Genomic DNA, 23,340 nt, shown 5'->3' with positions numbered 1-23,340 from the left:
CCACCCGGGCGGTGCTACGGTCAGGACGGCCGTAGCACCGGTGACGCTTAGTGCCCGTGCTGATCAGGCTCCGAGGGAGCGTTACCCGTCACGCGACGTACGACGCGTCCGATGGTCAGGCCCTGCATGAGAATCGAGAACAGCACCAATATGTAAGTGATGGTCAGGATCAGGTCCCGCTCCGGACCTACCGGTAGCGACAGGGCCAGCGCCACTGAAATCCCGCCCCGCAGTGCGCCCCAGGTCAGAATGCCCATGGTGCCCTTGGCCATGTGTCGCCAGTGCGGCGTCAGCATCACGACCGGTGTCACGCTGATCCAGCGGATAAGCAGGATGGCCAGGGTAAAGGCCACAGCGGCGGCCACGTGCAGTCCTGTCACAGGCAGCAGCAAAAGCTCCATGCCGATGAGCACGAACAGCATGGCGTTGAGGATCTCGTCGATCAGCTCCCAGAAGCCGTCCACATAGCGGCGTGTGGTATCGGACATCGCTTTTTCACGGCCACGATTGCCGATGAACAGGCCGGCCACGACCATCGCAATCGGACCGGATACATGCAGGTGGGGAGCCACGGCAGCGCCGCCAATAACCAGCGCAAGCGTCAGGAGCACCTCGATCTGGTACTGATCGATGCTTTTGAGCATCCGGTAGGTGACATAGCCGATCACCGAGCCGAACAGGATGCCGCCCAAGGCTTCCTCGACAAACAGCATGACGGCGTGCCCGGCGGAGGGTGTCTCGCCGGAGGCGAGAATGCCGAGCAGCACGGTAAACACCACAACGGCAACGCCGTCATTGAACAGGGACTCACCCACGATGGTGATTTCCAATGACTTTGGCGCCTTGGCTGAACGCAGGATTCCAAGAACGGCAATCGGGTCGGTTGGAGAAATCAGCGCGCCAAACAGCAGGCAATACACCAGGTCTACATGCCAGCCCAGCAAGGGAAAGACGTAATAGGCCGTTCCGCCGATCAGGGCGGTAGAAACGAGAACGCCCAGGGTAGCCAGAAGGCCGATCGGCCAGCGGTAGCTGCGAAGATCCTGAACATTGACGTGCAAGGCACCGGCAAACAACAGGAATGACAACATCCAGTTCATCAATAGTTCGTTGAAGTCGATTCTCTGGATCAGCTGTTCAATGGTTTCCTCCAGCATGGGAAACCCCAGCGCCGACGCAATTTGCAGCAGCACACTGAACACCAGTGCAATCACCATGACGCCGATCGTGGGCGGCAGACCGACGAACCGGTAGTTCACATAAGTGAGCAGCGCAGTAAAACAGATAAAGGCAGCGGCGAGTTCAAGCATTGAACATCCTTTCAGTACAGCGATAGAAAGTAGAGGCCATGATGGCCATTAGGTAATTCTCATTAAGAACACCTATAGACGCGGAAAGTTACAGTTTTTTAGGGCAACGGCTGCGGACAGAAGTCACAGCGGTAGCCAAGGCCATGAGGGTGCCTGGATCATCTTGTTGATATGTCCGTCTCGCTGGAAAGCGGATATCAAGCGTGCAGAGTCTGGAAAAGCCCTAACCTTTGGCTTATAAACAGGTCACTATCAGGTCTGCCAATTCAAGGAATTCCCATGACGTTCGGCTACTGGTGCATCCTATTCGCCTACCTCATTCCCTATGGCGCCGCGGCGTACGCAAAATTTACCGGCAGTGGCTTTACGCCGGACAACAACCGGCATCCACGTGATTTCCTTGCCAAGCTGGAAGGGCCCCAGGCGCGTGCCAACGCAGCGCAGCAGAATGCGTTTGAAATTACACCGCTGTTTGCCGCTGCCGTGATCGTGGCGCATGTCACCGGAGGTGCGGCTCAGGGAACGATCAATTTCCTGGCGCTCCTGTTCGTGGTCAGCCGTATCATTTATACCTGGCTGTATATCAAGGACCGTGCAACTCAGCGCTCCAAGGTATGGGCCCTCGGCATGCTGTGTATTGTTTTTCTTTTCTTCGCTGCGGTCTGATTTGCGTCGACTAATCAATCGCCAAAACAAAAGGCCGGCATGTTTCCATGCCGGCCTTTTTGTCAGTGATCGCCGCCTGCAGGAGCGGGGCCCTTGGCGCCGAAAGGTGGCTTGGCCAGCCAGATGATCAGGAACAGGCCCATGAACATCCAGCCGAGCAGCGTGAAATAATCAATGGTGGACAGCATATAGGCCTGACTTTCGACCACGCGATCGAGCTGGGCGTACGTGGCGTGAGAAGGGCCCCCCAGCATCGAAATGTAGTCCCGTGTCGCTGGGTCGTACACCGTTACCTGCTCGGTCAGCTGAGCATGGTGGAACGTGGCGCGGCGTGCCCAGATCCAGGTCGTCAGTGACGATGCGAAACTACCGCCCAGTACCCGTAAAAATGTCGCAAGCCCGGAGCCGTCCGCAATGTCTTTAGGCGGCAGGCTGGACAACAGAATGCTGGTCGTAGGCATGAAAAACAGCGCAATTCCCAGCCCCATGAACATCTGCACTTCGGCAATATGGCGATAATCAACCTCGGTATTGAACGTGGCACGCATGAAGCACGAGGCACCGATCACCAGGAAGGAGCCACCGGCAAGCAGGCGCAGGTCTGTCTTATGGGCGAACCGGCCAACCAGCGGCGACAGGAACACAGGCAAAAATCCCATTGGCGCAGCGGCCAGACCCGCCCAGACCGGCGTATAACCCAACTGAGTTTGCAGCCACTGGGGTAGAAGCAGGTTGATGCCAAAGAAGCCTGAATAGCCCAGTACCAGGGCCAGCGTTCCGAATGTGAAGTTACGGTATTTGAACAGCCGCAGGTTCACGATGGGATGCTTGTCGGTCAGCTCCCAGATTACACAGGCTATCAACGCGATGACGGCAATCAAGCTACCAATGACAATGAAGTTTGATTCGAACCAGTCCAGGTCGTTGCCTTTATCCAGTACAACCTGCAGGGCACCGACACCGATTACCAGAAGCGTCAGGCCCACATAGTCGATCGGCTGCCGAATGATCTGCTCCGGCTTTTTGCCCAGCTGTGCCCAAACCACCAGGGTGGCAAAGATACCGATGGGAACGTTGATAAAGAAAATCCAGGGCCAGGTGTAGTTATCCGTGATCCATCCACCGGCAATCGGGCCAATGATGGGAGCCACCACCGTGACCATGGCCAGGAGCGCCAGGGCCATCCCTCGCTTGGCGGCCGGAAAGATTGATAGCAGCAGCGTCTGGGCCATGGGATATAGCGGCCCGGCCACGAACCCTTGCAGCGCCCGGAAAAATACCAGTTGTGGCATCGATTGCGCGATGCCACACAGGAACGAAGTGATGACGAATAGCACCACCGCAGCAAGGAACAGCTTTACCTCACCGAAGCGACGTGCCATCCAGCCGGTCAGGGGCAGGGCAATCGCGTTGCTGACAGCAAACGATGTGATTACCCATGTACCCTGCTCGGAGCTTACGCCCAGATTGCCGGAGATCGTGGTCAGGGCCACGTTGGCAATGGTGGTATCCAGCACCTGCATGAAGGTGGCCAGCGACAGGCCGACCGTGGCGAGCACTAGGCTCGCCGGGCGGAATGCAGAATCGCTCATGTGATCTCCGATTAGCGCTTGGCTACATCACGGGAGGCCGGGCCGTTCTCGTGGATCAGACGCTCGATCAGGCGATCGGCATCCTCCAGCTGGCGGGTATAGACGTCGGTAGCATAACGGGGCTGGGCCAGCGGCTTCTGTGCCAGGACCGGGCCGTCCAGATCATGCAGGTCGACGTCGACGTTCATCGACAGGCCAATGCGCAGCGGGTGCTTTTCCAGCGCATCCTGATCCAGGCGAATCCGCACGGGTAGGCGCTGCACGATCTTGATCCAGTTGCCGCTGGCATTCTGGGCGGGCAGCAGGGAAAACGCGCTGCCGGTGCCGACCCCCAGGCTCTCTACCGTACCGTGGTACTTCACATCTTCACCGTACAGGTCGGAATGAATTTCCACCGGCTGACCGATACGCATGTCGCTGAGCTGGGTTTCCTTGAAGTTGGCGTCGATCCAGATCTGATCCAGCGGCACCACGGCCATCAGTGCTGTGCCCGGTTGTACACGGCTGCCAACCTGTACCGAGCGCTGGGCTACATAGCCTGTCACCGGTGCAATGATGGTGCTGCGGGCATTGTTCAGATAGGCCTGACGCAGCTGGGCGGCGGCGGCTTTCACATCGGGATGGGACGCGATCACCGTATCGTCTACCAGTGCACGGCTGGTACTGAGTTGTTGCTCGGCGCTGGTCAGTGCATTTTCGGCTGCGTTCAGCGCATCACGGGCGTGGAACAGTTCTTCCTGCGAGATCGCACCGCCGCGTGCCAGATCCTGACGACGCTTGTAGTCAGATCGTGCACGTTCCAGTTCGACCTTGCGTGAAGCTACCTGAGCCTTGTAGCTGTCCACGTTACTGTACAGGCCGCGGACCTGACGAACCGTCTTGGCCAGATTGGCCTCGGCGCTCTGCAGCGCGACTTCGGTGTCGCTCGGGTCAAACTTCACCAGGACCTGACCTTCATGCACCAAGTCACCATCGTCAGCGGTAATGCTGACAACCGTACCGGTCACCTGCGGCATGATCTGGACAACGTTGCCGCTCACATAGGCATCATCGGTACCCTCATGAAAGCGGCCATAGAGCGTGTGATAGAAGTAAGCGCCCACTGCTCCCAGGATGACGAGCAGAAGCAGGAGCAAAAGGAAGAACTTGCGCTTGCCGGATTTGGGCTTGCCGTTCTCGTTAGTGGCGGTTTGTGCGTTTGATTCAGCCATGTCTTACGTCTCAGCGATCCGAAGTTACACGTGGGCCCGGTTGCAGAGCCGGTGTGTCAGAAGAGGGTTCAAAGCCACCACCCAGCGCCTGCATCAGCAGGACGGAGGTGTCGATACGCTCCGTCGCGAGGCTGGCCAGCTGGCGGTCTGCCTGAAGCAGTTGTTGCTCGACGCTCAGCGCGTCGAGGTAGCTTCCGATGCCGGCGCCGTAACGCTGCATCGCAATGTCGAAAGACGCCTGAGCAATGTCCCGGGCACGCTGCTGCTCCTGAAACTGCTGATTCAGCGAGCGCAGCCGGGAAATACTGTCGCCGATATCACCAAGGGCATTGACCAGCGTCTGGTTGTACTGGGCGACAGCCAGGTCGTAATCGGCGTTGCGGCTGGCCAGGTCGGCCCGGCGGCGACCACCGTCAAAGATCGGCAGCGAGAGGGCAGGACCGATATTGAAGAAGCGGCTGGGTGCTCCAAACAGGGCGTCGCCCAGCAGGGCATCGGTACCGGCCGCGGCGACCAGGTTGAGGTTTGGATAGAAATTGGTCCGGCTTGAATCAATGTCCTGCGAAGCGGCCTCCACACGCCAGCGTGCGGCTACCAGGTCGGGACGACGACCGATCAGCTCGGCGGGCAGCTGACTGGGCAGGGCGATTGTCTTGGGAGCAATCAGTTGTGGACGACCAATGCTGGCACCCCGGTCAGGACCTTTACCCAACAGGACGGCCAGACGGATCTGCGCACTTTCTACAGACTGCTTGGCAGCAGTGAGCTGCGCCTCCGAGGCGGCCTCCAGGCTCTGGGTCTGTTGCAGCTGGAACTCACTGTCCAGGCCCGCCGAGACACGCCGCTGGGCAAGATCGAGCATGCCGCGGGTACGCTTGAGGTCTTGTTCGGCCAGGTCGAGCATGACGTAAGCCTGGCCTAATTGGTTGTAGGCGCGTGTAACGTTGGCGGCCACGGTCAGCTCAGCGGCCTTGCGGTCTACCTCGCTGGCGCGGGCGCGGCCCAAAGCGGCTTCCCAGGCGGCACGTTGGCCACCCCAGAGGTCGAAGGTATAACTGCCATTAACGGATAGCTCGCGCAGCGTGCTATAGCGCCCGCCCTGGCCGGTCGGATCATCGCGACGTGACAGCCGGGAGCGGGTTATCGAGGCGTTGCCATCGAGCGTCGGCTGGCGATCGGCGTTTGCAGCAATCACTGCTGCATTGGCCTGGCGGGAGCGGGCATCGGCCACTTGGAGGTCCGGGCTCGATTGCAGCGCTTCACGGATGAGGCTGTCGAGTTGGCGATCTCCCAAGGTGTTCCACCAGTCGCTTTTCGGCCAGGCAGCCGGTGACAGGGCAGAACCCGCAACGGTCTGCTCGCTGTGCAGGCTCGCTGCGTCAAGCGCCCGGCCTTCTGTATGCAGGCCTGTGGGTGACGCGCAACCCGACAGCACCAGGGCAATGGCCAGGGCTGAGAGAGGGTATTTAAGGCACATGGCGTTATTGTTCTCCTTCATTGGCCGGGACCAGGCCGGCCGGAACCAATATCTTCTTGAGCAGGCGCTCCAGCTCATCGATCTCGGAATGGGTCAGCTCGCCGGTCAGGTCGTTCATGGCGTCAGCTGCAATCTGCGGAATCTGTTTGCTCAAGCTGTGGCCCTGCTCGGTGAGCTCGAGACGAACCTGCCGTCTATCGGTGGTGCTGCGCACGCGAGCAATCAGGTCCTTGCTTTCCAGCCGGTCGATCATGCGGGTCATGGCGCCACTGTCGAGGGACAGGCAACGGCACAGCTCTGCAGGCGTATCCGCCGTATTGCGTGCCAGCATCAGCAACACCTTGAACTGGGCCGCCGTGATGTCATAAGTGACAAGGTGCTTGTCCAGCAGGCGATCCTTGAGCGAATTGACCAAGTGGATCAGATGGCCGAGCGAGTAACGCAGCGAAAAATTATCTGGTTTGAAACGTGTCATGGCAGTATCTGCCCAGGCAGCTAAGTCTGAGTAGAATACTGCCTAGGCAGCTATCTGTTTAGCAACATTTTGCAAAAGTCTCTGTTGCTAAGAGCGCAACAATGATTAGAAGTGCCTGAGAGGAAGAGCAGTGAAAACGAAAAGGCCGGGCAGTCGATGCGATGCCCGGCCTTTGGCGTTACTAGGAAAGGGGTCAGCCCTGCCAGTTGCAGTAGCAGCCTACCGACAAGGTATTGGTCGACCGTACGCTGCGCCCTGACACGAGCGCTTCGAGAATAGGCTCGATAAAGCTGTTACCAGCCGTACAGATCATGCCCTCGCTATAGGGGCCGACATAAGCCAGCTTGCCAGCATTATCCCAGATGGCCACGGCTGGGCTGGCGGGCAGCGTATCGGCTCCAGGAATCGTCGATAGGGCCTTCAGACGTCCATCCAGCATGGACGGCAGCTTTCCTTCGCTCCCTGGTTTCTGCACGCTGTAGAACTCGACGCCCCGATCACCAAAGCGCGCCGTCAGGTTACGCAGGTGCGCCTGGTTGCCTTCGTTGCATGGGCAGTCCGGGTCCCAGAAGTGCACCAGCCGGATCGGTCCCGGGCCCGCAAGCTCGGGCGGGAGTTGTAGATGACTGCCATCAAAAAAGGCGGTCTGCTCGGCAAACGACCGTAAATAGCGCAGCTCGAACCACCAGTAGGCAGCACCCGAACCAGCAATGACAAGGATGGTGAACAGGCAGAGCAGAATAGTGAATCGACGAGAGGGCATGGCGTGACTGTTAATGCAAAAGAAGACATAGCTTGCCACGCCAGGGCGTGAAGCAGAACATGATTAAGTGTCCAAGCTTTACATGGGCAGGCCTCTCTTTTTAGTGTGACGACCATGACCACGCTGTTTCATCCAGAACAACTGCGACCGCTATTGGCGGAACTGTCCCTCGATCCTGGCGAGTCTGGCCCGGCCATCCTGGCGTATCAGTCCTTTTATGGACTCGACATGAGCCAGCAGCACCCAGGCGTCCAGGCTCGCCTGGGCCGCATGCGCGTGGCTGATTACGAGATCGCCGTGCAAGGGTGGTGGCATGACCAGCCGCGGGCCACGCTTCTGGTGCTCCATGGCTATTACGACCACATGGGGTTGTATCGCCATGCGATCGACTGGGCGCTGTCGATGAATTTCGCCGTGCTGTCTTGCGACCTGCCGGGGCACGGGTTATCCAGCGGTCCGCGCGCAAGTATCGATGATTTTGCCGAGTATCAAGCGGTATTAAAGGCTCTGCTCGATCAGGCCAGACGCCTTGATCTGCCGCAACCCTGGCATCTGCTGGGGCAGAGCACGGGAGGTGCGATCGTACTGGACCATCTATTGAACGGGCAGCCCGGTGCGGAGATAGGCGAAGCGATTCTGCTGGCGCCGCTGGTTCGACCCTGCAGCTGGAAGATGTCTCATCTGACCTACCGGCTGGTTGGCCCCTTTGTCCGGGCATTGCCCAGGCGGTTTTCGGCCAACTCTGGTGACGAAGCGTTTCTTACCTTTCTACAGCATCATGACCTGCTGCAACCGCGCGAGCTGCCCAGTCGCTGGATAGGAGCGCTAGCCCGCTGGATTCCACGCATTGAAAAGGCTTCGCCCAGTCTGCATCGGCCTATCATCATCCAGGGTGAGCAGGACTTCACCGTGGATTGGCGACACAATCTGCAGGTGCTGGAACAGAAGTTCGACAAGCCAGAGGTGCTGCGCCTGCCTGAAGCGCGGCACCATCTGGTCAACGAAACCGAAGCGTTACGCCAGCGCTACTTCGATTTTCTAAGGGAGCGGCTGGCGTAGAGGAAGGGTTTAGTTGCTGCCTGAGCCAAGGCCTGCTCGCAGCGCGGCCAGGGCGGCCTGGTAATAGCGATGGCCCTCAGGCGAGCTGGCAAAGTCGGCAAACTGGGTCAGCTCGTTGTCGGAAAGGGTGCGATAGACGTAGAGCAACGTGTTTTCCAGGTCGCCATTGTTCATCTGCTGCATGATGCGCTCGCGTTGCTGGCCGATCATGCCCTGAGCCTGACCCATCAGACCAGGGAGCATCTGGCTCAGGCTGTCAGCCGCCAGACCTGCCAACGCCATGCTGACTTCCGCGCCGGCTTCACGAGCCGGAATCACGGCAGCGATTCGTTTGATCTGTGTCTGACGGGCGGCGCTGGCCTGGATCTTGGGCAGGCCACCCGAGCTGCGGGCGATCTGATCGCTACGGGTGGCGCTGACCTCCGCCGCGACGACCTTCTGGCCTACAGGCGATTGGAAAAATTGCAAGGCAGAATTGGTCTCCGGCAGCGACTGGCGCAGTTGACCAATGGCACGCTGATCGATGGCATCGGCCGAAAAGCGGCGGTTACTGTTATCCACCAGCGTCTGGTACAACGCTGGCGGCAGGCTGTTCTGGTAGCGCTGCTGTGCCGCTTGCAGCGCATCGCGGAAGTGGTTGCGCTGTTCGGGCCAGCCCGCGGTCTGGTAAAGGGTTTGATAATTATCGGCCAGCGCGGGAAGACCGATGGCGAGTAGCAGACCAGCAATAAAAACGCGCATGAACTCTCCTGCAAGGGCATGCCTTGAGCTGCAGCATGCCAGAAAAAAGACAGTATTCTGGGTAGGTATCACGTTGCTGTCGAGGTTGGAAAGGGCCGATTCGTCGGAGCGTATAAATTTGAGCAGAAGCGTTGACGACTTATTACAATGCCGACGCCGCCAGCCGCTCTTGTCTATGCTGGTTATCTCGTTGCGATGTCTCGCAGGAATTCGATATGCCCATTCGCCCTGATCATCCCTTGTTGCAGCGTATCGTCGATGATCTGGCCGATGTCGGCTGGTCCCATCAGACGGTGTTTCTACCCGATGATCTGACCCGTGCGCTGGCACAAGAGTGCCACAAACGTGCGCAGCACGGACTGTTGGCTCCAGCCGCTATCGGGCGTGGCGACAGCCAAGTCATTCGCGAAGGTGTCCGTGGTGATCAGATTGCCTGGTTAGAGGGCGATGAGTCTTCGCCTGCTATTGCCCGCTATCTGGCGCTTATGGATGCGCTCCGGCTGTCCTTCAATCAGAGCCTCTTCATGGGTCTCGAAGACTATGAAAGCCATTTTGCAATGTATCCGCCAGGGGCTTTTTATGCCACTCACCTGGATCGCTTCAAGGACGACGACAGGCGTATGGTGTCTCTGGTGTTGTACCTGAATGAGGCGTGGCTGCCCGAGCATGGGGGCGCACTGCGCATGCACCTGCCTGACGGACAGACCCGCGATGTATTGCCTGCTGGTGGCAGCCTGGTCTGCTTCATGTCTGGCGATTTGCCCCATGAAGTCCTGCCTGCGACGCGTGAGCGTATGTCATTAACGGGCTGGTTTCGCCGGCGGGGTGAAAACGTACTGGAAAACGTTTTGTAAATGGAAAAGATACTGATCAGCCGCTGCCTGCTGGGCCACCGGGTCCGCTATGACGGGGGCGCTCATGGCCCCTATGATCAGTTGAGTTCCTGGCTGGCGGAAGGACGTGTCGTCGCCGTGTGTCCAGAGGTTGCCGGTGGCCTGCCTACACCTCGGCCGCCGGCTGAAATCCCTGGCGGACAAGGTGCTGCCGTACTGGACGGCCAGCAGCCGGTGATGACCGATACCGGTGAGGACGTCAGTGCGGAATTTCTGGCTGGAGCCTGTCAGGCTGTTGAGCTGGTCAGGCAGCATCGTATCCAGATGGCGGTGCTCAAGGCGCGTAGCCCCTCGTGCGGCAATCATGAGAATTACGATGGCACCTTTTCCGGACACCGAGTCCCGGGTGAGGGCGTAACAGCTGCAGCTTTGCGGCGTGCCGGTGTAAAGGTCTTCAATGAAAGCGAGCTGAACGAGGCTGTAGCCTATCTGCAGGCGCTCGAAGCGAAATAGTATTCATGTACAAAACAAAAAGGAGGCCAAAGCCTCCTTTTTGTTGGATGAACGCTTAGAACAACACGCGGCAGCGAATGGTGCCCTTGACGTTCTGCAGCTTTTCCTGAGCCATGTCAGAGTAGGCGGCATCTACGTCGACTACCACATAACCGACTTTTTCGTCCGTCTGCAGGTACTGACCGGAAATGTTGATGCCGTTTTCGGACAGCACACGGTTGATCTCAGACAGTACGCCCGGCACATTCTGGTGAATGTGCAGCAGACGATGTTTGCCCGGATGAGAGGGCAGCGCCACTTCCGGGAAGTTGACGGAGGATACGGACGTACCGTTGTCGCTGTACTTCACCAGCTTCTCGGCCACTTCCAGACCGATGTTGGCCTGGGCTTCCATGGTGGAGCCGCCTACATGCGGGGTCAGGATGACATTGTCCAGACCACGCAGCGGACTGACGAACTCGTCATTGTTGGAGCGCGGCTCGACCGGGAATACGTCGATGGCAGCGCCTAGCAGATGCTCGTCCTTGATGGCAGCAGCCAGTGCCTCAAGATCAACGACAGTGCCACGTGCAGCGTTGAGCAGGATGCTGCCTTTCTTCATGGCGCGGATTTCACGCTCGCCAATCATCAGTTTGGTTGAGGGTGTTTCCGGAACATGCAGCGTTACGATGTCGGCCATGCCCAGCAGCTCGGTGATGGATGCAACCTGTTGGGCATTACCCAGCGGTAGCTTGGTGACAACGTCATAGAAGTAGACCTGCATGCCCAGGCCTTCAGCCAGAACGGACAGCTGCGTACCGATGGAGCCGTAGCCGATGATGCCCAGCTTCTTGCCGCGAATCTCAAAGGAGTTGTTGGCACTCTTGAGCCAGCCGCCACGGTGGCAGGAGGCATTCTTGGCCGGGATACCGCGCAATAGCAGGATGGCCTCGGCCAATACCAGTTCGGCGACCGAACGGGTATTGGAGTAGGGCGCATTGAACACGACGATACCGCGTTCGCGGGCGGCGTTCAGGTCCACCTGGTTGGTACCGATGCAGAAGCAGCCAACGGCGATCAGCTTCTTGGCGCAGTCGAACACTTCTTCGGTCAGTTGAGTACGGGAGCGAATGCCCACAAAGTGCGCATCGGCGATCTTCTCTTTGAGCTCAGCCTCGGGCAGCGCTTTGGAGATGTACTCGATGTTGGAGTAGCCAGCCGCTTTCAGCGTGTCTACTGCCGATTGGTGTACGCCTTCGAGAAGAAGAAATCTGATCTTGCTCTTGTCGAGTGAGGTCTTGCTCATCTGCGTTGAACCCGTAGTCCCGAGGAAGTGTGAATCGGCTGCCGGCTGGCGTCGCCGAAGGGTAGGCATATGCTAGCATGTTCTCCCTTTTCCTTGCCCGGATACGACCTGAGCGGTTCTCAGGACGACCATGAATGCCACGAGAGTTTCAACATGATTGACGCTGCTTTGATCGAATCGCTGAAAACCCTGGTCGAGCCCGGAAAGGTGCTCACGGATGCGGCCTCGCTGGAGTCTTACGGCAAGGACTGGACCAAGCACTTTGCCCCGGCACCGTCTGCCATTGTCTTTCCCAAGACGATAGAAGAGGTGCAGGCCATCGTGCGATGGGCCAATGAACATCGGGTGGCCCTGGTGCCTTCTGGTGGCCGTACCGGTCTTTCGGCGGCAGCGGTCGCAGCTAATGGCGAAGTCGTCGTGGCATTCGATTACATGAACCGGATTCTCGACTTCAACACATTCGATCGTACCGTGGTCTGCCAGCCGGGCGTGATCACCGAGCAGTTGCAGGCCTTTGCTGAAGACAAAGGTCTCTATTACCCCGTCGACTTTGCCTCGGCCGGTTCCAGTCAGCTGGGTGGCAACATCGGTACCAATGCGGGTGGCATCAAGGTGATCCGCTACGGCATGACCCGTAACTGGGTAGCCGGCCTCAAGGTCGTGACCGGTACGGGCGAGCTGCTCGAGCTGAACAAGGGCCTGATGAAAAACGCGACCGGCTATGATTTCCGTCATCTTTTCATTGGTGCCGAAGGCACGCTGGGTTTCGTGGTCGAGGCTACGATGCGGCTGGAGCGTCAGCCAACTAATCTGACCGCCTTGGTACTGGGTACGCCGGATTTTGATTCGATCATGCCGGTACTGCATGCCTTCCAGGACAAGCTGGACCTGACGGCCTTCGAGTTCTTTTCCGACAAGGCCATGGACAAGGTCCTGGCCCGTGGTGACGTGCCTGCGCCGTTCGATACCCGCTGCCCGTTCTATGCACTGCTGGAGTTTGAAGCAACAACGGACGAGCGCGCCGATCAGGCTCTGGCTACCTTCGAGCACTGTGTCAATGAAGGCTGGGTACTCGATGGCGTCATGAGCCAGAGCGATCAGCAGCTGCAAAACCTGTGGCGTCTGCGAGAAGACATCTCCGAGACGATTTCCCACTGGACACCCTACAAGAACGACATCTCTGTAACGGTTTCGAACGTACCATCCTTCCTGCGTGATATCGACGCCATCGTGGGCGAGCACTATCCGGATTTCGAGATCATCTGGTTCGGTCACATCGGTGACGGCAACCTGCACCTGAACATTCTCAAGCCTGATGATCTTTCCAAGGATGAGTTCTTTGACAAGTGCAAGGTCGTGAACAAGTGGGTATTCGAGACCGTTGCGAAATACAACGGCTCCATTTCGGCCGAGCATGGCGTGGGCATGACCAAGCGGGATTACCTGACCTATTCCCGTTCAGAAGCCGAAATCGCCTACATGAAGGCTGTCAAGGCAGTCTTCGACCCCAATAACATCATGAATCCGGGCAAGGTCATCGCCTGATAGCCCTTGAGGATCAGGCGATAAACCGACCGTTCCGCTAACGTTCAGGTTCGTGTCGTTATGCTTGGCCGCCTGCCTTGGTAATGCGGCCAAGCTTTTGGTTATAAAGGATTAAACGGGACTTTTCCTCTTTCGGAGTCGGTTCACCATGAGCTACCAACACCAGTACGTCGATGGTACGAAGATCCACTTCCCGCTGGGCAAGGTGGTCTGTATTGGCCGCAACTATGCTGAGCATGCCAAGGAACTGAACAACCCTGTACCCACCGAGCCGCTCATCTTTATCAAACCGGCCAGTTCGGTCGTGCCGATTGAAGGTGGCTTCAGTATTCCTGAAGACCGTGGTGCGGTGCATTACGAGGCGGAAATCGCCGTATTGATCGGCAAGCCCCTGTCACGCACGCCAAGCGAAGAAGAGGTCCGGGATGCCATTTCGGGTTTCGCGCCGGCGCTGGACCTGACCTTGCGTGATGTGCAAGCCCGCTTGAAGGAAAAGGGTTATCCCTGGGAAATCGCCAAGGGGTTCGACGGCGCCTGTGTCCTGGCGCCTTTCGTGCCGGGTGATGCCTACAGCGATCTGGCTGATATCGATGTCCGCCTGACCATCAATGGCGAGGTACGCCAGGACGGTAACAGCCGTGACATGCTCAACCCGATCATCCCGTTGATCCAGCACCTGTGCACACACTTCTCCCTGCAACCCGGCGATGTGGTATTGACCGGTACGCCCAAGGGAGTCGGCGCGTTGAACAAAGGTGAGGAACTGGTCCTGGAGTTGCCTGGCAAAAGCCGCTTCACGAGTCGTGTTCTCTAACATCCACCCTTGAGTAATCCGGAAGCATCAGGCGACGGATCCAAACCGCTAAGCAGTCGAAACCGTCGTCATGCCAAACGTATTACAACGTCGATCCCTCAAATGGTGGCTGGCCGGCTTCGTGCTGGTCGTCGCCGCCACGCTCACATACCTGTTTCACTGGGACCAGCGTGCCCGGCTCTGGTGGCAGGAACGTAACACGCCTGCCAACCAGCATGCGGACAATATCTGGCTTCCAGGCTATACCGCGGTCATTCAGGCCAAGCCCTTGCCCGGCATGGAAAAGGCCGAGGCATCGGACATCGCCTATAACCCGGCGACCGGCACCCTGTTCATTGTCATGGGCAAGGAGCCTTTGCTGGTGGAAACCAACCTGAGCGGTGACATTCTCAGGCAGATTTCCATAACCGGGCTTTCCAACCCTGAGGGGCTAGTGGTCCTGGATGGAAATCGCATGGGTATTGTCGATGAGCGTCAGCGTACGCTGGCCCTGTTCAATCTGACCCCCGAGACCCGCCAGCTGCAGCCCGCAGATTTCCAGTTTTTCGACCTGGGCTTTGCCGATGCCGGCAACAAGGGGTTCGAAGGCGTTGCCTGGGATGCACGACAGCAACGTCTCCTGCTTAGCAAGGAGCGAGACCCTGCAGCACTGTTCAGCCTGCCCAGCGATGGTGATCAGATCCTGGGTGAGATGAGGGATCTTCCCGATCAGCCCGACCTGATGAGTGATTATTCTGCGCTAAGCGTCGATCCCCGTACCGGCCATACACTGGTGCTCTCGGATGAGTCGCACCTGTTGCTTGAACTGGACGAAAGCGGAAAGCCGGTCAGTTTCATCAGCCTGATTGGGGGGCTCAATGGACTCAGTAAAAACATCCCTCAGGCTGAAGGTGTTGCGATTGATGAAGAAGGAACCGTTTACATCGTGAGCGAGCCTAACCTGTTCTATGTCTTCCGGAAATCTGACTGACATAAAATATCCGTAGGCTTGTCGTCGAGCGCGGGCATGCAGGTCGCCCGGATGATCGATCCCTCGACGGCAACGGGCCTACCCATGCAGCGTATCTATCCTTACCGCATTCCTCTGGCTGGCCTGCTGATGGCAGTGCTCATCGCAACCATAGCCAGCCAGCAGACCCCGCTCCTGGCGCGTCTCTGGTATGGCGTTCAGCAGCACTGGCATGCCGATGAGCGCCGTGAGGTCTCGGTTTGGCTTCCTGATTATCATGTCGATATCGAGGCCAAGCCTGTGCCAGGGCACGCGGATTTGTCGGCACTGACCTATGACCCGAGCCGGGGCACGCTTGCGAGCCTAACCAACAAGTCATCCCATTTCATCGAGCTATCACTCGACGGTGAAATTCTTCGGCAAATCCCTATGCAGGGATTCGATGACCCCGAGGCGATTGAGTACATTCGCCCGGGCGTTTTCGTCGTGGCAGAAGAGGGCCGGCAACGGTTGGTTCAGATTCATGTCGATGACACAACGCGCGTCATCGATGCGAATGACCCTCGCAATCAGACACGTCTCTCTCTGGAATTGGCTGCGTTCGATAATCGGGGTTTCGAAGGGCTCGCCTATGACAGTCGACACAAGCGACTCTATGTAGCTAAAGAAAAGGACCCTGTGCAGATCTATGAGGTCGATGGTTTTGCCGATCCTGAGCCCGGCGCACCGGCCAATATTACAATCAGGTCCAATGTGCTGCGTGACAGGGGCCTGTTTGTCGACGATCTGTCGAGCCTCCACTTTAGTGCCAGCACGAATCATCTGCTGGCGCTCTCGGATGAGTCGAGGCTGGTCATTGAGCTGGATAGCGAGGGGAAGCCCTTGAGCACCCTGCCGCTCGATGCTGGGCGGCAGGGTCTGACGAAAAGCGTGCCGCAGGCCGAGGGCCTGGCCATGGACGACCAGGGCACGCTGTATATCGTGAGCGAACCGAACCTCTTTTATCGATTCAAGCGTAACTAAACTGCGTTATACGGGTCAGAACCGCCACTGGGCACCCAGGCTGTATCCGGTCTGGCTGCCCTCGGAATGGCCCAGGCGACTGTTGACCTCAGCATATACGCCAATCTCCGGTGTGATCGCCCACTGAGCCCCGATCTGAGCGCGGGCAAAGTGCTTGTCTACCGAATCCAGCGCTGCCGTACGCAGCCGACCATCTCCACGGCTGATAACATCCAGCCGACTCTCGCGGCCATCACCCAGTTCTTCGACCCAGGCGACATGAGCATAGGGTTGTAGGGCCATGCCACGGCTCATGGGGAGATCGCCATAGACCCGCCAACCCAGGCTTGCCTGAATGGAGTCATAGGTCTGATCATCAAATGACATGGCGGTCCGGCGGCTGTCGTCTTCATCGAAGCTATCGATGTGGTAACGGGTATAGTCCAGTCCCAGCTGAGGCCCGGTTCGCAGCTGACCGACCGTCATGTCGTAGCCCCCGGTCAGGCGAGCACCGAAGAAGCGGGCCCTGGTATCGCCAGATAACGTCTGGTTCAGGAGAACCGGCCCGCCACTGGCCTGAAGGAACACGGAGCGATCCGTATCGAAGCGGGTGTGACCCGCGCTCAGCTCACCTGCAGCCCAAAGCGGCCCGCCGTTGCTGACCAGACCATACAGCCCGGCCTGCCATGTCTCGTTACGAACCTTGCCAGAATGCTCCAGGTCATCCTTGCCACGCTGAATGCTCAGGCTACCGCCTACGGTCAGCCATTCACTGGCCCGATAATCGCCAATGGCATAGGCGGTGGCCCGCTTGGAGCGCTGACTTGGATCTACATCAAATCCACGCTCAGGCTGGTACTCCCCCTCGATTCCCACGCTGCCGCTGAATTGGTTGGGTGCAAGTGGAGCGAGCTGAAGGCCCAGCCAACGGCGGTCATGCAGCCGAGTAAGAGTTTCATGCTGGCTGCGCAGGTTGTCCTCCATGGCCCGTGCCAGCGCACCGCTGGAGGCGGTGGAAGCGAGCAGGTCGGCATTTGTCAGCTCCAGCAGGAGACGTGTCAGCAGACGTGAATAATCACGAAGGCGCTGCTGGATGCGCTCTGCACCCAAGGCGCCGGTCAGCACCGTCTCGTTGTCCAGTGATGGTGTATGCCAGGTGGCGCCGCCAGGAATGGCTGGATTGATGGTCTGCTCATAGCCGTCCAACTTGCCGATTTCCCAGTTGGTCGCTTCGACGAACAGCACCGGAATACCGAGCGCCTCGAAGCTTGCTGCATCACTGCAACAGCCGGTGCCGGCAGGGTATTCCGAATTCAGCCCGGGATTCGTGCGCAGATCGATCCCCAGTTCCTGTGCGATACGAAGCGTCTGCTCGCGTATGGACGCCAGGGTGGGGTTATCGACGCTGTTGGCACCGGCATGGGCATACATCAGGTCGCCCGTGATCAGGCTGTCGAGGTTGATCATGCCCAGCAGGCTGGCCCGCTCGCTATCGCTCAAGCCGGCTACATAGGCGCGTGAGCCGCGCAGGCCTTCCTCTTCAGCTCCGAAGGCAACCACATTGATACCATTTTCCAGCGCGATCCCGCTGAGGTTGCGCGTGATCTCCGTAAGGACGGCGGCACCGGAACCGTTGTCATCCAGGCCTTGGAGTGTCGGGCGGCCAAAGTAGGTATCAAAGTGTGCCCCTAGTACAAGGGTGTTGCCGCTGGTGCCTGCCAGCTGAGCCACTACGTTCTGTGAGTTCCGGTTTCCGTTCCAGGTGAAGGACTGGAGAGTGGCGTTGTTACCTATACGCTGCTGCATCCAGGCCGAGGCGCCCTCAAAACTCGTAGTGCCTCGATAACGACCCGGATACTCATTAATCAGAACGTCCAGTGTCTCGTCGGCGTATTCACCAAAGTCATAGGCACCCGCGGTACCCCCTATCAAGATACAGCCGACTGCAAGCGCTAGTTTGGAAAAGGAATGCACAAGCGATCCTCATTGTTATGGTTTGTTGTGTTGTAGTTATGGGTAGTGCGGAGCTGCATGGAGCAGATAGCGTGCCGACTTGAAAAGCGGACAGGCAGGCGACGCCTGGCAGACTGACAGCGCTGCCTGGGCGTAACTATAGATGGGGATGGAAAAAATGCCGGGCAGGCTGTGCACTGTGATCGTGCACAGCCTGAAGTGCGTGTCTCGTCGTGGGACGTAGGTGCTTAACGCTTGAGCGTCTGAACGCCTTCGGCGGTTCCCAGCAGCAGGACATCCGCCGAGCGAGCCGCGAACAGGCCAACCGTGACTACGCCGACGATGTTATTGATCTTGGACTCCAGATCGATCGGGTCAAGGATATGCATGTTATGCACGTCCAGGATCACGTTGCCGTTGTCGGTTTTAACACCTTCACGGTAGACCGGATCGCCGCCCAGCTTGACCAACTCGCGGGCTACGTAGCTGCGTGCCATGGGGATGACCTCGACAGGGAGCGGAAACTCGCCCAGCACATCTACGCGTTTACTGCCGTCGGCAATGCAGATAAAGGTCTGTGCCACGGCCGCTACGATTTTTTCACGCGTCAATGCTGCACCGCCCCCTTTGATCAGTTGCAGGTGCTCGTTGGCCTCGTCGGCGCCATCGATGTAGAACTCAAGATAGTTGACGCCATTGAGGTCATACACCGGAATGCCATGTTTCTTGAGTCGCTCGGCCGTTGCCTCGGAGCTGGCTACTGCGCCGTCGAATTCCATTTTGTGTTGGGCCAGCAGGTCGATGAAGAAGTTGGCGGTAGAGCCGGTGCCGACCCCAATGACGCTGTCACGCGAGAGGTGCGGGAGAATATAGTCCACCGCGGCCTGCGCCACGGCTTGCTTGAGCTGATCCTGGTTCATGATCGATTCCGGCAAAGGAGAAGTAGAGGTTCGATTATAGCCGGGCTGACCCTATCAGCGGTGAACAGGGTGGTTGACGCATTGTGGGTGGCTTGTCGTGCTGCTTGCGCAGTAGACTGACTGTTCCCCGCAAAAGCCCTGCCGAGAAAAGTCGATGCTCGAACAGTACGTCAAGAAAATGCTGACCTCGCCCGTCTACGACGTGGCCGTTGAAACACCTCTGCATCCCGCACACAGCCTTTCGGAGCGTCTGGGTAACCGGATTCTGCTCAAGCGCGAAGACCTGCAGCCCGTCTTCTCGTTCAAGATTCGGGGCGCCTACAACAAGGTGGCCCAGCTCACTGACGAGGAAAAGGCTCGCGGCGTGATCGCGGCATCCGCCGGCAACCATGCCCAAGGCCTGGCCTTAGCTGCTCAGAAGCTGGGTATCAAGGCCGTTATCGTCATGCCCAAAACGACGCCAGAAATCAAGATCAAGGCGGTACGTGCCCGCGGTGCCAAGGCTGTCCTGCACGGCGATGCCTTTCCTGAGGCGCTGGCTCATGCGCTGAAACTGGTAGAGGAAAAGGGATACACCTTTATTCACCCGTACGATGATCCGGATACGATTGCCGGGCAGGGTACTGTCGCCATGGAAATCCTGCGCCAGCAACCAGGTCAGCTGGACGCCATTTTCGTGCCGGTAGGCGGTGGAGGGCTGATCGCGGGGATCGCCGCCTACGTCAAGTACCTGCGTCCTGACATTAAGATTATTGGTGTTGAACCAGACGACTCCAATTGCCTCCAGGCCGCCATGCAGGCAGGTGACCGGGTGGTGCTGAGTCAAGTGGGTATCTTTGCCGATGGCGTAGCGGTCGGGCAGATCGGTCATCACACCTTCGAGATCTGCCGACACTATGTGGATGACGTGATTACCGTCAGCTCCGATGAGATCTGCGCAGCTATCAAGGACATCTACGACGATACGCGCTCCATCACCGAGCCGGCTGGTGCCCTAGGCGTGGCGGGGATCAAGAAGTATGTCGCTACCCGCGGCGTAAAAGGGGAGACCCTGGTAGCCATCGACTCGGGTGCCAACGTCAACTTCGACCGCCTGCGTCACGTGGCAGAGCGTGCCGAGCTGGGGGAACAGCGTGAGGCTATCATCGCCGTGACCATTCCTGAGCGTCCCGGCAGTTTCAAAGCGTTCTGCGAGGCACTGGGCAAGCGCCAGATCACCGAATTCAACTATCGCTATAACACGGATAGGGAAGCCCATATCTTTGTCGGCGTACAGACTCATCCGGAAACCGATCCACGCGGCAAGCTCATCGAAAGCCTGCGTGAGCAAGGGTTTCCCGTATTAGATCTGACCGACAATGAGCTGGCCAAGCTGCACATACGGCATACCGTAGGTGGACATGCGGCCCATGTGGATACCGAGCAGGTCTTCCGTTTCGAGTTTCCCGAGCGGCCTGGCGCATTGTTCAACTTCCTCAATCGCCTGGGTGGGCGGTGGAATATCACCATGTTCCACTATCGCAATCACGGCTCGGCTGATGGCCGCGTATTGGCGGCGCTTGAGGTTCCGGAGGAGGAGCGGCACCGTGTGCCCGAAGCGCTGGCAGAGATCGGTTATCGCTATTGGGATGAGACCAATAACCCTGCGTATAAACTGTTTCTGAGTTAACGCTTAGGGTGGCGGCGGGCGTCTGGTAGGGAACCAAGCGCCCGGGCCGTGTTCGATGAAAGGCTGGCCACGTTTACTGGCCAGCTGATACCAGTCATCGAACCGAGTCGGAATGTCTTCACCTACGTTTCCACATCACCGTGGCCTGCTGATGCTCAGCATCACGCTGATGGTCACCGTCTATTTTCTCGACAGCCTCTCCATCGCGCTGGCCAACCGCTATGTATCCGGCGGCCTGGGTGCTGATCAGCGCAGCTATGTCTATGCCACGGCAGCCTATAGCGTCGCGGTCATCTTTTTCACGGCGCCTCACCAGTGGTTTGTACAGCATCTGGGGTACCGGCACCTGATGATGGCGGCGACAGTTGTCCATACCATAGGCCAGCTGCTCTGTCTGGCCGGCGACCACCTGTGGGTCTTTGCCACGGGCAGAGTCTTCATGGGGGCGGCCGCCGCGACCTTTTTCGCCGGTGCGCGGGTGCTGGTGCTCATGTTCTTCCCGGGGCCGCAAACCCCCACAGGCATACGAGCCTTTGCCAGCGGCGTGCCGCTTGGCGCGGCGATGGCTTCTTTTTGTACGGCGCAACTGCTGGCGCATGAGGAGTGGCGCGGTATCTTTGCCGTGCCGCTGGTGGTCTGTCTGGTCATGGCCGTGTGCATCTGGATGGCCATTCCCTCGCGCGTCATACCCGAAAAGTTGTCGGCCAGACCAGCACTGCTGCCCATGGCTATCCTGCTGGTTGGAAGCATCATTGTCGAAACCACTATCCAGCGGATGAGTTTTGATTTCTACAGCGATACCTGGGAGCTGCTCGGACTCTTTCTGCTGGGTATCTGCCTCATGGCCGTCTTCATCTTTTGTGAGCGGCAGCGGGAGCGGCCAACCCTCGACTTTCGTAACGCCATCAATCCGGCCTTTCTGCTCGGCATGCTGTTCATGATGCTGAACTACTTCATGCTCGGCGCCTACAACTACGTCATTCCCCAATATGTCCTGAACGCCCTGCAGGTGCCGATCTACACCGCTGGAACGATCATGGCTATCGGCTGGCTGTGTGGGATAGTGCCGCTCATGGCCATTACCTCCGGCACGCTCAAGCGGTATTTCCCGTGGGGTGGCTTCAAGAAGTTTCTGGTGCTCGGCTATTCGTTGCTGGCCGGCTATGGCTTCTGGATGTCCAGCCAGAATGGCGAGGTGCCGCTTGTGCAGCAGCTTCAGCCTGCGCTCATGATGCATGGTGTGTTCCTGATCTCGACCTTTGCGGTGATCATCATGTACACCTTCATGACCATTCCTCCGCGTTACTTCAGCCAGGCATATCAGATCAAGAACATGACGCAGCAGATCGTCATGCCGCTAGGAATCGTCATGGCCAACGTCTTTCTGCAATGGCGCGATGCGTTCCACGCCAATGTCCTGCGCAGTCACATCACCTCATTCAATCCGCTTTATCAGCAGTATAGAGAACAGCTGAACGAGGCGGCAGGGCATGCCTCCATGAGCCAGATGGCCTCGCTGGTCAATCGCCAGGCTGCGATCCTGGGCTTCCTGGACTATTTCTACCTGATCGGCTGGGTAGGTGTAATTCTGGCTATCTACATGCTTCTGCAGCGGCACTTTCGCTGATAGGAGTGGGAAACGGGTCATGCTTTACCCGTCAGAATCCATTGATTGCTTGGCTATGTAAGCTTTTGTTCAGCAAGGGCTGAGGATACTGCTCGCGGATTTTCAGGCGCTCCGGCGGGATTACCCCAATGTAATGTCCATATGGACGAGCAGGCAGGAGTGGCACTTGCCAGCGTATTGCCACAGACGGCAAAAATACAGGCAGGGAGCTGCGTTGCCGCTCCAACAAGCTTTATGGAACAATGCAAGTCTATTGACTTTCCAGGGGTGTCAGCCGTGATCGATTCTGATGGTTTTCGCCCGAATGTCGGCATCATCCTCGCGAATGACGCTGGCCAAGTGCTGTGGGCTCGGCGCATCAACCAGGACGCCTGGCAGTTTCCACAGGGAGGTATCGATGATCGTGAAACGCCGGAAGAAGCGCTTTATCGCGAATTGAACGAAGAAGTGGGTCTGAGTCCGGATGATGTCCGGATTTTGGCCTGTACGCGGGGCTGGTTGCGTTATCGCTTGCCCCAACGCATGGTGCGTACGCATAGTAGGCCCCTGTGCATCGGTCAAAAGCAGAAATGGTTTCTGCTCCGGCTGATGTCTGAGGATCAGAGGGTACGCATGGATGTGACAGGCAAGCCGGAGTTCGACGGTTGGCGCTGGGTCAGCTACTGGTACCCATTAGGGCAGGTGGTGACGTTCAAGCGGGAAGTGTATCGTCGAGCCCTCAAGGAGTTGGCCCCGCGCTTGCTCGCCTGATCGATATGTTAAGCCTGTACCATACGTGTACGTATGGAAGACGGAAGAGGCACCGTTTGCATTGCCTCACCGGCCTGCCCGGTTATGCCGGGCCTGCCGTGGACGGAGGAAATGCTGTGGCCATGCTGGATGAACGATTTGTGACGTTGAGTGGCAATACGCTGTCAGATAGGCGTTGCTGTCCAC

The 23,340-nt window shown here is 58.2% G+C and carries 21 protein-coding genes; 11 read left to right on the top strand and 10 right to left on the bottom strand.

All coding sequences use genetic code 11. The features are described 5' to 3' along the window. Positions 1–47: 47 nt before the first annotated feature. Positions 48–1,310 carry a cation:proton antiporter gene (locus tag JQR86_RS16335; RefSeq protein WP_434153905.1) on the bottom strand — a complete coding sequence of 421 codons (1,263 nt, stop codon included), beginning with the start codon at positions 1,308–1,310 and terminating at the stop codon, positions 48–50. Positions 1,311–1,589: 279 nt separating this feature from the next. Here JQR86_RS16335 and JQR86_RS16330 point away from each other — a divergent pair, with 279 nt between their 5' ends. Beyond that, positions 1,590–1,976 carry an MAPEG family protein gene (locus JQR86_RS16330; RefSeq protein WP_010796965.1) on the top strand — a complete coding sequence of 129 codons (387 nt, stop codon included), beginning with the start codon at positions 1,590–1,592 and terminating at the stop codon, positions 1,974–1,976. A gap of 62 nt (positions 1,977–2,038) precedes the next feature. Here JQR86_RS16330 and JQR86_RS16325 read toward each other — a convergent pair whose 3' ends face one another. From JQR86_RS16325 to JQR86_RS16305, 5 genes are all read right to left on the bottom strand, one after another. After that, on the bottom strand, positions 2,039–3,568 hold the full coding sequence (locus JQR86_RS16325) for a DHA2 family efflux MFS transporter permease subunit (protein ID WP_010796966.1): 1,530 nt from the start codon (positions 3,566–3,568) through the stop codon (positions 2,039–2,041). Between the two features lie 11 nt (positions 3,569–3,579). Continuing rightward, complete coding sequence (locus JQR86_RS16320) at positions 3,580–4,779, bottom strand: efflux RND transporter periplasmic adaptor subunit (protein WP_434153904.1); 1,200 nt, start codon at positions 4,777–4,779, stop codon at positions 3,580–3,582. Between the two features lie 10 nt (positions 4,780–4,789). Further along, positions 4,790–6,277, bottom strand: a complete 1,488-nt coding sequence (locus JQR86_RS16315) for an efflux transporter outer membrane subunit (protein ID WP_434153903.1) — start codon at positions 6,275–6,277, stop codon at positions 4,790–4,792. Then, positions 6,261–6,731: a MarR family transcriptional regulator gene (locus JQR86_RS16310; protein WP_074823248.1), complete on the bottom strand. Its 471-nt coding sequence runs from the start codon at positions 6,729–6,731 to the stop codon at positions 6,261–6,263. The genes JQR86_RS16315 and JQR86_RS16310 overlap by 17 nt, the downstream gene beginning before the upstream one ends. A 193-nt stretch (positions 6,732–6,924) precedes the next feature. Beyond that, positions 6,925–7,494 (bottom strand): DUF6436 domain-containing protein, encoded by a 570-nt coding sequence (locus JQR86_RS16305; RefSeq protein WP_010796970.1) that lies wholly within the window; start codon positions 7,492–7,494, stop codon positions 6,925–6,927. Between the two features lie 114 nt (positions 7,495–7,608). Here JQR86_RS16305 and JQR86_RS16300 point away from each other — a divergent pair, with 114 nt between their 5' ends. Next, positions 7,609–8,553 carry an alpha/beta hydrolase gene (locus JQR86_RS16300; RefSeq protein WP_434153902.1) on the top strand — a complete coding sequence of 315 codons (945 nt, stop codon included), beginning with the start codon at positions 7,609–7,611 and terminating at the stop codon, positions 8,551–8,553. A gap of 9 nt (positions 8,554–8,562) precedes the next feature. Here JQR86_RS16300 and JQR86_RS16295 read toward each other — a convergent pair whose 3' ends face one another. After that, a complete protein-coding gene (locus JQR86_RS16295) occupies positions 8,563–9,294 on the bottom strand; it encodes a DUF2059 domain-containing protein (protein ID WP_434153901.1) in 732 nt (243 codons plus the stop codon). 215 nt (positions 9,295–9,509) lie between these two features. Here JQR86_RS16295 and JQR86_RS16290 point away from each other — a divergent pair, with 215 nt between their 5' ends. Together JQR86_RS16290 and JQR86_RS16285 are read left to right on the top strand one after the other, a co-directional pair. Beyond that, on the top strand, positions 9,510–10,148 hold the full coding sequence (locus JQR86_RS16290) for a 2OG-Fe(II) oxygenase (protein WP_219650833.1): 639 nt from the start codon (positions 9,510–9,512) through the stop codon (positions 10,146–10,148). Beyond that, a complete protein-coding gene (locus JQR86_RS16285) occupies positions 10,149–10,640 on the top strand; it encodes a DUF523 domain-containing protein (protein WP_074823241.1) in 492 nt (163 codons plus the stop codon). It abuts the gene before it with no gap. Positions 10,641–10,695: 55 nt separating this feature from the next. Here JQR86_RS16285 and serA read toward each other — a convergent pair whose 3' ends face one another. Next, positions 10,696–11,925 carry a phosphoglycerate dehydrogenase gene (gene serA, locus JQR86_RS16280; protein WP_037030737.1) on the bottom strand — a complete coding sequence of 410 codons (1,230 nt, stop codon included), beginning with the start codon at positions 11,923–11,925 and terminating at the stop codon, positions 10,696–10,698. Positions 11,926–12,078: 153 nt separating this feature from the next. Between serA and JQR86_RS16275 the strand changes: the two genes are divergently transcribed. From JQR86_RS16275 to JQR86_RS16260, 4 genes are all read left to right on the top strand, one after another. Beyond that, the gene (locus tag JQR86_RS16275; protein WP_150348067.1) at positions 12,079–13,470 is read left to right on the top strand and encodes an FAD-binding oxidoreductase; all 1,392 of its coding nucleotides are present in this window, start codon (positions 12,079–12,081) and stop codon (positions 13,468–13,470) included. Positions 13,471–13,618: 148 nt separating this feature from the next. Beyond that, entirely contained in the window at positions 13,619–14,284 is a 666-nt protein-coding gene (locus tag JQR86_RS16270; RefSeq protein ID WP_074823235.1) for a fumarylacetoacetate hydrolase family protein, read from the top strand. A 70-nt stretch (positions 14,285–14,354) separates the two neighbouring features. Continuing rightward, positions 14,355–15,254, top strand: coding sequence for an SdiA-regulated domain-containing protein (locus JQR86_RS16265; RefSeq protein WP_434153900.1), 900 nt, complete (start codon positions 14,355–14,357; stop codon positions 15,252–15,254). Between the two features lie 84 nt (positions 15,255–15,338). Next, complete coding sequence (locus JQR86_RS16260; protein WP_407363340.1) at positions 15,339–16,256, top strand: SdiA-regulated domain-containing protein; 918 nt, start codon at positions 15,339–15,341, stop codon at positions 16,254–16,256. Between the two features lie 15 nt (positions 16,257–16,271). On the opposite strand, the gene JQR86_RS16255 is transcribed toward JQR86_RS16260, so the two are convergent. Next, a complete protein-coding gene (locus tag JQR86_RS16255; RefSeq protein WP_434153898.1) occupies positions 16,272–18,209 on the bottom strand; it encodes an autotransporter outer membrane beta-barrel domain-containing protein in 1,938 nt (645 codons plus the stop codon). Positions 18,210–18,436: 227 nt separating this feature from the next. Further along, entirely contained in the window at positions 18,437–19,108 is a 672-nt protein-coding gene (gene rpiA / locus JQR86_RS16250) for a ribose-5-phosphate isomerase RpiA (protein WP_010796981.1), read from the bottom strand. Between the two features lie 154 nt (positions 19,109–19,262). Between rpiA and ilvA the strand changes: the two genes are divergently transcribed. The 3 genes from ilvA to JQR86_RS16235 all read left to right on the top strand — a co-directional run bounded on the left by ilvA (position 19,263) and on the right by JQR86_RS16235 (position 23,154). Then, positions 19,263–20,777 (top strand): threonine ammonia-lyase, biosynthetic, encoded by a 1,515-nt coding sequence (gene ilvA / locus JQR86_RS16245; RefSeq protein ID WP_074823223.1) that lies wholly within the window; start codon positions 19,263–19,265, stop codon positions 20,775–20,777. Positions 20,778–20,889: 112 nt separating this feature from the next. Beyond that, a complete protein-coding gene (locus JQR86_RS16240; RefSeq protein ID WP_434153897.1) occupies positions 20,890–22,404 on the top strand; it encodes an MFS transporter in 1,515 nt (504 codons plus the stop codon). A 276-nt stretch (positions 22,405–22,680) separates the two neighbouring features. Beyond that, the gene (locus JQR86_RS16235; RefSeq protein WP_010796984.1) at positions 22,681–23,154 is read left to right on the top strand and encodes an RNA pyrophosphohydrolase; all 474 of its coding nucleotides are present in this window, start codon (positions 22,681–22,683) and stop codon (positions 23,152–23,154) included. Positions 23,155–23,340 lie beyond the last annotated feature (186 nt).

The organism is Pseudomonas sp. JZ134, from assembly GCF_051027695.1.
Classification (GTDB): Bacteria; Pseudomonadota; Gammaproteobacteria; order Pseudomonadales; family Pseudomonadaceae; genus Chryseomonas; species Chryseomonas luteola.
This window is presented reverse-complemented; position numbering and strand designations above follow the sequence as displayed.

Coding starts and splice junctions, on each gene's coding strand:
- JQR86_RS16335 (WP_434153905.1), bottom strand. CDS start 1,310: ATGCTTGAACTCGCCGCTGCCTTTATCTGTTTTACTGCGCTGCTCACT.
- JQR86_RS16330 (WP_010796965.1), top strand. CDS start 1,590: ATGACGTTCGGCTACTGGTGCATCCTATTCGCCTACCTCATTCCCTAT.
- JQR86_RS16325 (WP_010796966.1), bottom strand. CDS start 3,568: ATGAGCGATTCTGCATTCCGCCCGGCGAGCCTAGTGCTCGCCACGGTC.
- JQR86_RS16320 (WP_434153904.1), bottom strand. CDS start 4,779: ATGGCTGAATCAAACGCACAAACCGCCACTAACGAGAACGGCAAGCCC.
- JQR86_RS16315 (WP_434153903.1), bottom strand. CDS start 6,277: ATGAAGGAGAACAATAACGCCATGTGCCTTAAATACCCTCTCTCAGCC.
- JQR86_RS16310 (WP_074823248.1), bottom strand. CDS start 6,731: ATGACACGTTTCAAACCAGATAATTTTTCGCTGCGTTACTCGCTCGGC.
- JQR86_RS16305 (WP_010796970.1), bottom strand. CDS start 7,494: ATGCCCTCTCGTCGATTCACTATTCTGCTCTGCCTGTTCACCATCCTT.
- JQR86_RS16300 (WP_434153902.1), top strand. CDS start 7,609: ATGACCACGCTGTTTCATCCAGAACAACTGCGACCGCTATTGGCGGAA.
- JQR86_RS16295 (WP_434153901.1), bottom strand. CDS start 9,294: ATGCGCGTTTTTATTGCTGGTCTGCTACTCGCCATCGGTCTTCCCGCG.
- JQR86_RS16290 (WP_219650833.1), top strand. CDS start 9,510: ATGCCCATTCGCCCTGATCATCCCTTGTTGCAGCGTATCGTCGATGAT.
- JQR86_RS16285 (WP_074823241.1), top strand. CDS start 10,149: ATGGAAAAGATACTGATCAGCCGCTGCCTGCTGGGCCACCGGGTCCGC.
- serA (WP_037030737.1), bottom strand. CDS start 11,925: ATGAGCAAGACCTCACTCGACAAGAGCAAGATCAGATTTCTTCTTCTC.
- JQR86_RS16275 (WP_150348067.1), top strand. CDS start 12,079: ATGATTGACGCTGCTTTGATCGAATCGCTGAAAACCCTGGTCGAGCCC.
- JQR86_RS16270 (WP_074823235.1), top strand. CDS start 13,619: ATGAGCTACCAACACCAGTACGTCGATGGTACGAAGATCCACTTCCCG.
- JQR86_RS16265 (WP_434153900.1), top strand. CDS start 14,355: ATGCCAAACGTATTACAACGTCGATCCCTCAAATGGTGGCTGGCCGGC.
- JQR86_RS16260 (WP_407363340.1), top strand. CDS start 15,339: ATGCAGCGTATCTATCCTTACCGCATTCCTCTGGCTGGCCTGCTGATG.
- rpiA (WP_010796981.1), bottom strand. CDS start 19,108: ATGAACCAGGATCAGCTCAAGCAAGCCGTGGCGCAGGCCGCGGTGGAC.
- ilvA (WP_074823223.1), top strand. CDS start 19,263: ATGCTCGAACAGTACGTCAAGAAAATGCTGACCTCGCCCGTCTACGAC.
- JQR86_RS16240 (WP_434153897.1), top strand. CDS start 20,890: ATGTCTTCACCTACGTTTCCACATCACCGTGGCCTGCTGATGCTCAGC.